This window comes from Streptomyces sp. HUAS 15-9 (assembly GCF_025642155.1).
Taxonomy (GTDB): Bacteria; Actinomycetota; Actinomycetes; order Streptomycetales; family Streptomycetaceae; genus Streptomyces.
Genome location: NZ_CP106798.1, coordinates 2,125,695 through 2,137,374, shown reverse-complemented (window position 1 = coordinate 2,137,374; position 11,680 = coordinate 2,125,695). Strand labels below are relative to the sequence as shown.

The 11,680-nt window shown below is 68.4% G+C and carries 13 protein-coding genes; 10 read left to right on the top strand and 3 right to left on the bottom strand.

Features of this window, described 5'->3' with window-relative positions:
• Positions 1-6: 6 nt before the first annotated feature.
• A complete protein-coding gene (locus tag N8I87_RS09795) occupies positions 7-822 on the bottom strand; it encodes an AAC(3) family N-acetyltransferase (RefSeq protein ID WP_263207400.1) in 816 nt (271 codons plus the stop codon).
• 161 nt (positions 823-983) lie between these two features.
• Here N8I87_RS09795 and N8I87_RS09790 point away from each other — a divergent pair, with 161 nt between their 5' ends.
• Genes N8I87_RS09790 through N8I87_RS09755 form a run of 8 tightly spaced genes read left to right on the top strand, consistent with a single transcriptional unit; the run spans position 984 to position 7,563 of the window.
• On the top strand, positions 984-1,715 hold the full coding sequence (locus N8I87_RS09790; RefSeq protein WP_263207398.1) for a helix-turn-helix transcriptional regulator: 732 nt from the start codon (positions 984-986) through the stop codon (positions 1,713-1,715).
• Positions 1,712-3,133 (top strand): Fe-S cluster assembly protein SufB, encoded by a 1,422-nt coding sequence (gene sufB, locus N8I87_RS09785; RefSeq protein ID WP_263207397.1) that lies wholly within the window; start codon positions 1,712-1,714, stop codon positions 3,131-3,133. The genes N8I87_RS09790 and sufB overlap by 4 nt, the downstream gene beginning before the upstream one ends.
• 59 nt (positions 3,134-3,192) lie before the next feature.
• Entirely contained in the window at positions 3,193-4,416 is a 1,224-nt protein-coding gene (gene sufD, locus N8I87_RS09780; RefSeq protein ID WP_263207396.1) for a Fe-S cluster assembly protein SufD, read from the top strand.
• Positions 4,413-4,730 (top strand): non-heme iron oxygenase ferredoxin subunit, encoded by a 318-nt coding sequence (locus N8I87_RS09775; protein WP_263207394.1) that lies wholly within the window; start codon positions 4,413-4,415, stop codon positions 4,728-4,730. The genes sufD and N8I87_RS09775 overlap by 4 nt, the downstream gene beginning before the upstream one ends.
• Before the next feature lie 7 nt (positions 4,731-4,737).
• Positions 4,738-5,502 (top strand): Fe-S cluster assembly ATPase SufC, encoded by a 765-nt coding sequence (gene sufC / locus N8I87_RS09770; RefSeq protein ID WP_263207393.1) that lies wholly within the window; start codon positions 4,738-4,740, stop codon positions 5,500-5,502.
• On the top strand, positions 5,499-6,755 hold the full coding sequence (locus tag N8I87_RS09765) for a cysteine desulfurase (RefSeq protein ID WP_263207391.1): 1,257 nt from the start codon (positions 5,499-5,501) through the stop codon (positions 6,753-6,755). The genes sufC and N8I87_RS09765 overlap by 4 nt, the downstream gene beginning before the upstream one ends.
• Positions 6,756-6,766: 11 nt before the next feature.
• A complete protein-coding gene (sufU, locus tag N8I87_RS09760; protein WP_263207389.1) occupies positions 6,767-7,234 on the top strand; it encodes a Fe-S cluster assembly sulfur transfer protein SufU in 468 nt (155 codons plus the stop codon).
• Positions 7,231-7,563, top strand: a complete 333-nt coding sequence (locus tag N8I87_RS09755; RefSeq protein ID WP_263207387.1) for a metal-sulfur cluster assembly factor — start codon at positions 7,231-7,233, stop codon at positions 7,561-7,563. The genes sufU and N8I87_RS09755 overlap by 4 nt, the downstream gene beginning before the upstream one ends.
• Before the next feature lie 87 nt (positions 7,564-7,650).
• On the opposite strand, the gene N8I87_RS09750 is transcribed toward N8I87_RS09755, so the two are convergent.
• Together N8I87_RS09750 and N8I87_RS09745 are read right to left on the bottom strand one after the other, a co-directional pair.
• The gene (locus tag N8I87_RS09750) at positions 7,651-8,511 is read right to left on the bottom strand and encodes an AbfB domain-containing protein (RefSeq protein WP_263207385.1); all 861 of its coding nucleotides are present in this window, start codon (positions 8,509-8,511) and stop codon (positions 7,651-7,653) included.
• A gap of 274 nt (positions 8,512-8,785) precedes the next feature.
• A complete protein-coding gene (locus N8I87_RS09745; protein WP_263207383.1) occupies positions 8,786-10,588 on the bottom strand; it encodes a DUF8508 domain-containing protein in 1,803 nt (600 codons plus the stop codon).
• Between the two features lie 193 nt (positions 10,589-10,781).
• Here N8I87_RS09745 and N8I87_RS09740 point away from each other — a divergent pair, with 193 nt between their 5' ends.
• Both N8I87_RS09740 and N8I87_RS09735 read left to right on the top strand, forming a co-directional pair.
• On the top strand, positions 10,782-11,102 hold the full coding sequence (locus N8I87_RS09740) for a DMT family transporter (RefSeq protein WP_263207381.1): 321 nt from the start codon (positions 10,782-10,784) through the stop codon (positions 11,100-11,102).
• Entirely contained in the window at positions 11,102-11,638 is a 537-nt protein-coding gene (locus N8I87_RS09735; protein ID WP_263207379.1) for a TetR/AcrR family transcriptional regulator, read from the top strand. Before N8I87_RS09740 ends, N8I87_RS09735 begins: the two co-directional genes overlap by 1 nt.
• Positions 11,639-11,680 lie beyond the last annotated feature (42 nt).

Sequence of the window (11,680 nt, the reverse complement as noted above, 5' to 3'; positions counted from 1 at the left end):
TGTCACTCAGACGGGCGGGTGCAGAAACTCCTCCGCACGGGGTCGGTGCAGAGCCAGCCACTTCTCCGCGTACGCGACGGCGTCCGCCACCGGGAACAGCCGTACGTCGGCCGCCCCGGCCTTCCCGTGCACCACCGGCCGGTCCCGTTCGAAGTCGTGGCCGAGCTCGTCGAACCGGTCCGAGTCGATCGAGACCTCGATCACCGATTCCCAGCCGCCGCCGGGCGCGGGCCGTCCGACCTCGACGCGCGGGGCCGGTATCCGGTACTCGGCGAGATGGAAGCTGGTGCACGTGTCGTAGCCGGTGCCCAGGAGCAGCACCCGGGCGCCCAGCCGTTCCAGCCGGGCCAGTGGGCTGCGCTCGCCGAGCCGGCAGTCGGGCGCGTGTCCGTCGAGTATCCCGGCCGCGCGCGGGCCCACGGCCGCGAAGGACGTCTGCGGGTGGGCGCTGCGCAGGGCGCCCGGCCAGGTCCGTACGGTCTCCGGGATCACGCCGACCCCGCGGGAAGGGGTGGTCAGGGGGTCGTACCCGGGCATCGAGGCCCGGATCGTGGGCCACCACTCCTGGGGCACCGGAGGGTTCCCCCACAGGGCCGGGTCGGAGAGGTCGCCGGACTGGGTGGGGACGACCAGCGTGCCGTCCGGACCGAGGGCGTCGAGCAGTGCCTGGACGACGGCGACGGCGCCGCCGCAGACCCAGCCGAGTGAGCTCAGGGAGGAGTGGACCAGCAGGGTCTCGCCGGTCCCGACACCCAGCCCGCGCAGCTGTGCGGCGAGTGTGTCCCGAGTGACAAGAGGGCCGGTCGGAGCGGGTACGGGCATGGTTCGGCAGTGTTCCCCAAGAGCCTCGCCGGTGCCACCGATTTGATCGATCAAAGATCGTTTCCGCAGGTCGGATTAGGTATGCCTAAGTGACGCAGGGCACCGCACGCCCGGACGGACGTGGCTTGTCAGTCTCCGAGGAATTACGCAACAATGGCGTTGTGAAAAACGTCGGCGAGGCTCCGGAGACCCCCACGGGGGCCCCTCATGAAGAGCTCGCGACCGGTGAGCGCTCGACACGCAACCGCGTCGCGCGGTCCATCCTGGACCACGGCCCGTCGACCGTCGCGGAGCTCGCCGCACGTCTGGGACTGACCCAGGCGGCCGTACGGCGTCACCTGGACGCGCTCACCGCGGACGAGGTCGTGGAGGCGCGCGAACAGCGCGTGTACGGGGCGCGCACCCGAGGTCGCCCCGCCAAGGTCTTCGTGCTGACGGACTGCGGTCGCGACGCCTTCGACCAGTCGTACGACACGCTCGCCGCGGACGCGCTGCGCTGGATCGCCGATCAGGAGGGCGGCCAGGAGGCGGTCGTCGCCTTCGCCCGCGCCCGGATCGCCGCGCAGGCGAGCGCGTACCGCAAGGCGATCGAGGGCGCCACCCCCGACAAACGCGCCGAAGCGCTGGCCAAGGCGTTGAGCGTGGACGGGTACGCTGCTACCGCGCGCACCGCACCGGTCGGCGAACAGCTGTGCCAGCACCACTGCCCGGTCGCCCATGTGGCGGAGCAGTTCCCCCAGCTCTGCGAGGCGGAGACGGAGATCTTCGCCGAGCTGCTCGGAACGCACGTCCAGCGACTGGCCACCATCGCGCACGGCGACGGCGTCTGCACGACGTTCATCCCCAATTCCACTGACGCATCTGCAAGCACGGCCGGGAGGAACCCCGCATGACTCTCCCCATGGAGACTGCCCACCCCGAACTCGAGGGTCTGGGCAAGTACGAATACGGCTGGGCCGACTCCGACGAGGCCGGTGCCGCAGCGAAGCGCGGTCTGAGCGAGGCAGTCGTCCGGGACATCTCGGCGAAGAAGTCCGAGCCGGAGTGGATGACGAAGCTGCGCCTCAAGGGCCTGAAGCTCTTCGAGAAGAAGCCCATGCCGAACTGGGGCTCGGACCTGTCGGGCATCGACTTCGACAACATCAAGTACTTCGTGCGCTCCACGGAGAAGCAGGCGGAGTCCTGGGAGGAACTGCCCGAGGACATCAAGAACACCTACGACCGGCTCGGTATCCCGGAGGCGGAGAAGCAGCGCCTGGTCGCTGGCGTCGCCGCGCAGTACGAGTCGGAGGTCGTCTACCACCAGATCCGCGAGGACCTGGAGGCGCAGGGCGTCATCTTCCTGGACACCGACACCGCGCTGAAGGAGCACCCGGAGCTCTTCAAGGAGTACTTCGGCACCGTCATCCCGGCCGGTGACAACAAGTTCGCGTCGCTGAACACCGCCGTGTGGTCGGGCGGCTCCTTCATCTACGTCCCGCCGGGCGTCCACGTGGAGATCCCGCTCCAGGCCTACTTCCGTATCAACACGGAGAACATGGGCCAGTTCGAGCGGACCCTGATCATCGTCGACGAGGGTGCCTACGTGCACTACGTCGAGGGCTGCACGGCCCCGGTCTACAAGTCGGACTCGCTGCACTCCGCGGTCGTCGAGATCATCGTCAAGAAGAACGCCCGCTGCCGCTACACGACCATCCAGAACTGGTCGAACAACGTCTACAACCTGGTCACCAAGCGCGCCGTGGCCTACGAGGGCGCGACCATGGAGTGGATCGACGGCAACATCGGCTCCAAGGTGACGATGAAGTACCCAGCCGTCTACCTGATGGGCGAGCACGCCAAGGGCGAGACCCTCTCCATCGCCTTCGCGGGTGAGGGCCAGCACCAGGACGCGGGTTCCAAGATGGTCCACATGGCGCCGAACACCTCGTCCAACATCGTCTCCAAGTCGGTGGCGCGCGGCGGCGGCCGTACCTCGTACCGCGGCCTGGTCGAGATCGGCGAGGGCGCCGCGGGCTCCAAGTCCAACGTGCTCTGCGACGCGCTGCTGGTCGACACGATCTCCCGCTCCGACACGTACCCCTACGTGGACGTCCGCGAGGACGACGTGTCCATGGGCCACGAGGCGACCGTCTCCAAGGTCTCCGAGGACCAGCTCTTCTACCTGATGAGCCGCGGTCTGTCCGAGTTCGAGGCGATGGCGATGATCGTGCGCGGCTTCGTCGAGCCGATCGCCAAGGAGCTGCCCATGGAGTACGCCCTCGAGCTCAACCGGCTGATCGAGCTCCAGATGGAGGGCGCGGTCGGTTAACCACCGGCCCGCGGTCCCCATCAAGCCACTCACGCAAGAAAGCGAGCAGACCGACAGCCATGGCTGAGGCTCAGAACTCCCCCAAGTCCTCGACTCCGCTCGGACAGGGGGGACCCCCACCGTTGGGCTCCACCACCGCGGGCCAGATCGCGGTGGCCGCCGAGTCGACCGTCGCCACGCGCATGAGCGCGCCCCCGTCCTTCGACGTAACGGACTTCCCGGTCCCGCACGGCCGCGAGGAGGAATGGCGGTTCACCCCGCTGGAGCGCCTGCGCGGGCTGCACGACGGCACCGCCGTCGCGAACGGCGCGGGCGTGAAGATCGCCGTCGAGGCCCCCGAGGGCGTCACCGTCGAGACCGTCGGCCGCGACGACGCACGGCTCGGCAGGGCGGGCACCCCGGTGGACCGCGTCGCCGCCCAGGCGTACTCGGCGTTCGAGCAGGCCGGCGTGGTCACCGTCCCCAAGGAGACGGTGCTCACCGAGCCGATCCGCATCGCCGTGCACGGTCAGGGCGGGGTCGCCTACGGCCACCAGGTCATCGAGCTGGGCGCCTTCGCCGAGGCTGTCGTCGTCATCGACCACACCGGTGACGCGGTGCTCGCCGCCAACGTCGACTACGTCCTGGGCGACGGCGCGAAGCTCACCGTCGTCTCCGTCCAGGACTGGGACGACAACGCCGTGCACGTGGCCCAGCACAACGCCCTCATCGGACGGGACGCCTCCTTCAAGTCGGTCGTCGTGACCTTCGGCGGCGACCTCGTCCGGCTGCACCCGCGCGTCACCTACGCGGGCCCCGGCGCCGAGGCCGAGCTGTTCGGCCTGTACTTCACCGACTCCGGGCAGCACCAGGAGCACCGTCTGCTGGTCACCCACAACACCCCGCACTGCACGTCGAACGTCGTCTACAAGGGCGCGCTCCAGGGCGACAGCGCGCACGCGGTGTGGATCGGTGACGTGCTCATCGAGGCCAAGGCCGAGGGCACGGACACGTACGAGATGAACCGCAACCTGGTTCTCACCGACGGCGCCCGCGTCGACTCGGTGCCGAACCTGGAGATCGAGACCGGCGAGATCGTCGGCGCCGGCCACGCCTCGGCCACCGGCCGCTTCGACGACGAGCAGCTCTTCTACCTGATGGCCCGCGGCATCCCGCAGCACGAGGCCCGCCGCCTCGTCGTCCGGGGCTTCTTCGCCGAGCTGGTCCAGCAGATCGGTGTCGCGGACATCGAGGAGCGCCTGCTCGCCAAGATCGAATCGGAGCTGGAGGCGTCGGTCGCATGAGCTTTGTACGAGCGTGCGCCCTGAGCGAGCTGGAGGAGGGCACCCCGAAGCGGGTGGAACTCGAAGGCACGCCGCTCTCGGTCGTCAAGACCGAGGGCGAGGTGTTCGCCATCTACGACATCTGCTCCCACGCGAACGTCTCGCTCTCCGAGGGCGAGGTGGAGGACCGCCAGATCGAGTGCTGGCTGCACGGCTCCAGCTTCGACCTGCGTTCCGGCAAGCCGTCCGGTCTCCCCGCGACGCACCCCGTCCCCGTTTACCCCGTAAAGATCGAAGGGGACGACGTGCTCGTCTCCCTCACCCAGGAGTCCTGAGGCACCCATGGCAACGCTTGAAATCCGAGACCTGCACGTCACCGTCGAGGCCGACAACGCCACGAAGGAGATCCTCAAGGGCGTCGACCTCACCGTGAAGCAGGGCGAGACGCACGCCATCATGGGCCCCAACGGCTCCGGCAAGTCGACCCTCGCCTACTCGCTCGCGGGTCACCCGAAGTACACGATCACCGAGGGCACCGTGCTGCTCGACGGCGAGGACGTCCTTGCGATGTCCGTCGACGAGCGCGCCCGCGCGGGCCTGTTCCTCGCGATGCAGTACCCGGTCGAGATCCCCGGCGTCTCGGTCTCCAACTTCCTGCGCTCCTCCGCCACCGCCGTCCGCGGCGAGGCCCCCAAGCTGCGCCACTGGGTGAAGGAGGTCAAGGAGGCCATGCAGCACCTCAACATGGACCCCTCCTTCGCCGAGCGCAACGTCAACGAGGGCTTCTCCGGCGGTGAGAAGAAGCGCCACGAGATCCTCCAGCTCGAACTGCTCAAGCCGAAGGTCGCGATCCTCGACGAGACGGACTCCGGTCTCGACGTGGACGCCTTGCGGATCGTCTCCGAGGGCGTCAACCGCGTCCGTGAGACCGGCGAGGTCGGCACCCTGCTGATCACGCACTACACGCGCATCCTGCGCTACATCAAGCCCGACTTCGTCCACGTCTTCTCCGGCGGGCGGATCGTCGAGTCCGGCGGTGCCGAACTCGCCGACAAGCTGGAGGACGAGGGCTACGAGGCGTACACGAAGGGTGGCGTATCAGCGTGACAGAGCTGCCGGGCCTCCTCGACACCGAGGCGATCCGCAAGGACTTCCCCGTCCTGGACCGGCTGGTCCACGACGGCAAGAAGCTCGTGTACCTGGACAACGCGGCGACCTCACAGAAGCCGCGCCAGGTGCTGGACGTCCTGAGCGAGTACTACGAGCGCTACAACGCCAACGTCCACCGCGGTGTGCATGTGCTCGCCGAGGAGGCCACGGCGCTGTACGAGGGCGCGCGCGACAAGGTCGCCGCGTTCATCAACGCGCCGAGCCGCGACGAGGTGATCTTCACCAAGAACGCCTCCGAGTCGCTCAACCTCGTGGCGAACATGCTGGGCTGGGCCGACGAGCCCTACCGGGTGGACCACGAGACCGAGATCGTCATCACGGAGATGGAGCACCACTCCAACATCGTGCCGTGGCAGCTGCTGGCGCAGCGCACGGGCGCGAAGCTGAAGTGGTTCGGGCTGACCGACGACGGCCGGCTCGACCTCTCCAACATCGACGAGATCATCACGGAGAAGACGAAGATCGTCTCCTTCGTGCTGGTGTCCAACATCCTGGGCACGATCAACCCGGTCGAGGCGATAGTGCGCCGCGCCCAGGAGGTCGGCGCCCTGGTCTGCATCGACGCCTCGCAGGCGGCTCCGCACATGCCGCTGGACGTGCAGGCTCTCCAGGCCGACTTCGTGGCCTTCACCGGCCACAAGATGTGCGGCCCGACCGGCATCGGCGTCCTGTGGGGCCGCCAGGAGCTGCTGGAGGACCTGCCCCCGTTCCTCGGCGGCGGCGAGATGATCGAGACCGTGTCGATGCACTCGTCGACGTACGCCCCGGCGCCGCACAAGTTCGAGGCGGGCACGCCCCCGGTCGCCCAGGCGGTCGGTCTCGGCGCGGCGATCGATTACCTCAACTCGATCGGCATGGACAAGATCCTCGCCCATGAGCACGCGCTCACCGAGTACGCGGTGCGGAAGCTGAGCGAGGTCCCCGACCTCAGGATCATCGGCCCTGCCACGGCCGAGGACCGGGGCGCGGCGATCTCCTTCACGCTCGGTGACATCCACCCGCACGACGTGGGCCAGGTCCTCGACGAGCAGGGCATCGCGGTCCGGGTCGGCCACCACTGCGCCCGCCCGGTCTGCCTGCGGTACGGAATTCCTGCGACCACGCGAGCGTCGTTCTATCTGTACTCCACGCCGACCGAGATCGACGCACTGGTCGACGGGCTGGAGCACGTTCGGAACTTCTTCGGCTGAGGGACGTGACCGTGAAGCTGGATTCGATGTACCAGGAAGTCATCCTGGACCACTACAAGAACCCGCACGGGCGTGGTCTGAGGGATGGCGACGCCGAGGTACACCATGTGAACCCGACCTGCGGCGACGAGATCACCCTTCGTGTGAGGTACGACGGCACGACGATCAGTGACGTCTCGTACGAGGGCCAGGGCTGCTCCATCAGCCAGGCATCGGCCTCCGTGCTGAACGAGCTGCTCGTCGGCAAGGAGCTGGCCGAGGCGCGGAAGATCCAGGAGACCTTCCTGGAGCTGATGCAGTCCAAGGGCAAGATCGAGCCGGACGACGCGATGGAGGACGTTCTGGAGGACGCGGTCGCGTTCGCCGGCGTCTCCAAGTACCCGGCCCGGGTCAAGTGCGCCCTCCTCAGCTGGATGGCGTGGAAGGACGCGACGGCCCAGGCTCTGGGCGGGGCCGACGCCGAAAGGAAGACCGCATGAGTGACACCGTGGAGACGAAGCCGGCCTCGGAGGAGGAAGTCCGCGAGGCCCTGATGGACGTCGTGGACCCCGAATTGGGCATCGACGTCGTCAACCTCGGCCTGATCTACGGCATTCACGTCGACGACGCGAACATCGCGACCATCGACATGACCCTGACGTCCGCGGCCTGCCCGCTGACGGACGTCATCGAGGACCAGGCCAAGTCCGCCACCGACGGCCTCGTCAACGAGCTGCGCATCAACTGGGTCTGGATGCCGCCGTGGGGCCCCGACAAGATCACGGATGACGGACGCGAGCAGCTGCGGGCGCTCGGCTTCAACGTCTGAGATCCACCGGCTGAAGCAGAACGGCGAGGTCCACCCGGACCTCGCCGTTTCGCGTTCCCGTTCGCGTTCGCGTTCTCGATCCCGTTCTCAGGCCAGTCCGCCGACCAGCCGGAACGCGGAGTCCGCCCGGTACAGGTCGCTGTACTGGTACGGGTCCAGCTTGAGCCGGAAGTTCTGGTGGCGCAAGAAGCGGCCCGGGTAGTTGAGCGACTCCAGCATGACCGCGCCGGAGTAGGAGGAGGTGCGGGGACAGAACGTCGCGTCCTGCCGGAACAGGGACGAGCCGTCGTCGCGCTCGGCGCGCAGCAGGAAGCTGCGGTGCCGCAGAAAGCCGCCGTCGGCCGTGGCGAAGGAGTAACAGGAGCCGTCGGCCAGGCCGCCCACGACCTTGAACGTGGCGTCACGGTGGGCCGAGGCGGAGCCGATCGGGTCGAGCTTCACGTAGCCGCCGCTCAGGTGCCAGTAGCGGTCGGGGTAGTTCACCGAGCGGACGGACGACCAGGCGGAGGAAGTCTCCGAGTCGCCCGAGTCCCCGGATCCTCCTGAGCCCCCCGAACCACCGTGTGAGGCAGGCGACTTGGAGGGCGAGGCGGAGGCCGTGGACTTCGGTTTGCCGTCGCGGTCCGTGGCGGTGGCCGAGGTGACGGGAGGCACGACCGACGACATACCGGCCTTGCCCTTGGGTGCAGGGGTCGTACCCGACGAGGGCGAGGCGAAGGAGAGCAGGCCGGGTCCGTCGTCCGAGGGCGCGGCGGACCGCACCGGGGATGCCGTGCCGTCAGGGGCCTGGCGGTTCACCACAATTGCGGTCGCGCAGGCGACGATCGTGGCCATGGCCAGCCCACCGGCCAGCCAGAGTCTTCGGGTTCCGGGGGCCCGGGAGGTGTCGGGGAACCAGCCGTTCTGCCATGGCTGGTTCCCGGGAGGGTGGGGGGTGGTTTTGGGCATGCGTGTTCCTCCAGCGGCGCCCAGGGCGGCGGCCGGGGATATGAGGGTGAGGTGATCGAGCGGTGGAACTCTAGTGGAGCCGAGGCGCTGCCGGGAGCCGTTTCAGCGAGCGGTTTCCATGAAAATTAGACCTGCCCATGCCCGTGAGTCGGGCACCGGGGCAGCCCTTGCGCAGAAGATCACCGTCCGGAGAGAAACCTGTTTCCATGAACGAGCGGAGCAGTCCGGCCCGACCCGGCCGAACTGCTCCGCTATCTCCTCCGTGCCCCTCGATTCAGGGGGTGATACGGACGACCTGCGGGTCGTGGTCGCTGGTCTGGTCCGAGAACTCGCTGTTGATGTGCACGATGTCGTAGTCGTACGACGTGATCGACGAGCTGACCAGGGTGTGGTCGAGGACCTGGGAGTTGCCGTCGTAGACGTACGTGTACTGCTCGGACGCCGGCAGTGTGTCCACCAGGTCGGTCAGCACGCCGCCCTCCAGGTTGGACACGGCGGTGGAGAAGGGGAAGTCGTTCAGGTCGCCCAGCACGATCACATGCGCGTCCGACTGCGCCGCCAGGATCGAGTCCACGAACGAGTTCTCCACCGAACCCTGGCTGCCCCGCTGGGTCTCCGACGGCCGGGCCGGCGGCTGGTACTGGCCGTGCAGCGCGTCGTCACCGCCCTTCGAGACGAAGTGGTTGGCGATCACGAAGTACTTCTGGCCGCCGAAGGTGAACTCGGCGGCCAGCGGCTTGCGGCTGGCCGACCAGGCCGAGTTGGTCGGGGCGATCCGGCCCGGGTTGTACGTCAGCTGCGCTACACCGCCCACGCTGGTCACCGAGTTGGCGGTGGTGGCGGTGGCGTTGCCGCGGGCGGTGAAGCCCACCCGTGCGGAGTTGTACAGGAGCACCTGACGGATGTTGCCGCCGGGCTCACCGCCGTCGGTGTCGTTCCGCGGGTTGATCTGGGTGTACGAGTAGGCCGGGCCGCCGGCCGTGCTGATCGCGGAGGTCAGCATGGAGAGGGTCGTGGAGGCGGAGACGACGCCGTCGTCCGCGGGGCCGTCGTTGTCCTGGACCTCCTCCAGCGCCACGATGTCGGGCGACTTGAGGTTGTTCACGATGCCCTGCGCGAGCGCGGTGAACTTCGAGGCGGGGTCGGTCGGGTCGAGGTTCTCCACGTTGTACGTGGCCACCGACAGCTGACCCGGCGACTGGGCTGCTGTCGTCTCCTTGCCGACCCCGCCCGAGGTGAGCGTGCCGAGCGAGGTGGCGTTCAGGGAGTAGCCGCCGTACGCGCTGTAGTCCAGGACGCCGGTGGCACCGGAGATCGTGTCGCCCACGGTCGCCGTCGGGAAGGCCGAGGACAGCAGCGTGGTGATCTGCAGCCGGCCGGAGTTCTGGCTGCTGTAGGAGGAGTACAGGGAGCCGCCGCGGGCCGAGTTCACCTGCGAGGGCTTCACGTTGACCCACATCTCGTCGTACGCGTTGGTCGGCCCGACCACCGGCGTGCTGCCGACGCTGACCCGCATGCCCTCCAGGGACTCGTAGTAGTCCAGGGCGTAGGCCGCCGGATCCAGCGTGAACGAGTTGATCGAACCGCCGTTGTCGGTACGGGTGTAGGTGGCCGGGACGGTCGCGTCGCTGATCGTGACGGCCGCGGGAAGGGCGTTCCCGGTCGAGTCGGTGCTCCAGCTCGCGCTGCCCAGCTCGGTGAGCGACTGGTTGCCGGACGAGGCACCGCCGGGGATGTACTCGAAGACCCTGCCCGTGATCGTGATGCTGTTGCCAACCGCCGTGTTCGGCGTGCCGGACCCCGTGTAGACGAAGATCGCGTCACTGGTCGCCGCGTTGCCGTCGCCGCTCGCGCTCTGGATCCAGAAGCCGTGCGAGGAGCCGGTGGAACGAATCGCGGTGACGATACCGGTCGTGGTGACCGTCGAGCCGTTGTACGGCGAGATCCGGGTCGTGCCCTGGATCGCGGAGATCGTGTAGGTGGCCGCGTGCGCGGCGGACGGCAGTGCCATCAGCGAGGCCGAGGCGAGCAGCCCGGCTGCTGCTGCGCGGACCGTGAGCCCGAGCTTTCTGTCCATGTGCGTCCCTTCAACAAGCGGTTGAGTGGGGCTGGTTGGTGCCTGGACGTACATGAGCGACTGGTCGCGGAGAGTTCTATTCGCTCAGAGTTACCACCGGATGTACGGAGTGTGTTCCACGCAAGGCGTACACGCGTGCCGCCGAAACCCCTATGGATGTACTGCCGTCCTCCGGTTATGTACGCTTGTACACATGGGATACCTCTTGCTCGCCGGCGCCATCGCCGCCGAGGTCGCGGCCACGACCGCGATGAAGTACAGCGACGGCTTCAGCAGGCTCTGGCCCTCGCTGCTGACGGCCTTGGGCTATGTGCTGTCGTTCGCCCTGCTCGCCCGGACCCTGAAGACCGTGTCGATCGGTACGGCGTACGCGATCTGGGCCGGGGTGGGCACCGCGACCATCGCGGTCATCGGACTGACGCTGTTCGGCGAGGGGCTGAGCGTGGCGAAGGTCGCCGGGATCGCGCTGATCATCGGGGGCGTGGTGGTACTGAACCTGGGCGGCGCGCACTGATGGCCCGGCGCTACGACCCCGAGCGGCGGCAGCGGATCATCGACGCGGCGATCCGGGTCGTCGGCAAGAAGGGCATCGCCGGGCTGAGCCACCGCTCCGTCGCCGCCGAGGCGGACGTCCCGCTGGGCTCCACGACGTACCACTTCACGACCCTCGACGAACTGATGGTCGCTGCACTGCGCCAGACCAACGAGGGCTTCGCCAAGGCCCTCGCGGGCAGCGGCGTCCTGGACGACGCCGGGGGCGACCTGGCAACGGGGCTGGCGAGGGTGCTGGGGGAGTGGCTCGGCGGCGACCGCCCGGGCGTCGAACTCGAGTACGAGCTGTACCTGGCGGCCCTGCGCCGCCCGGCCCTGCGCCCCGTCGCCGCCGAATGGACCGAGGAAACGGCCAGGCGACTGGCCGCCCACACGGATCCGGTGACCGCGCGGGCGTTGCTCGCCCTGATGGACGGCATCTGCCTGCAGGTGCTGCTGACGGGGGCGGCCTATGACGAGGAGTACGCACGGGAGGTACTGGCGAGGGTGATTCCCTGACGGGGGGCGAGGCGGGCCCCCTGCCCGGACTCACCTGCGGCA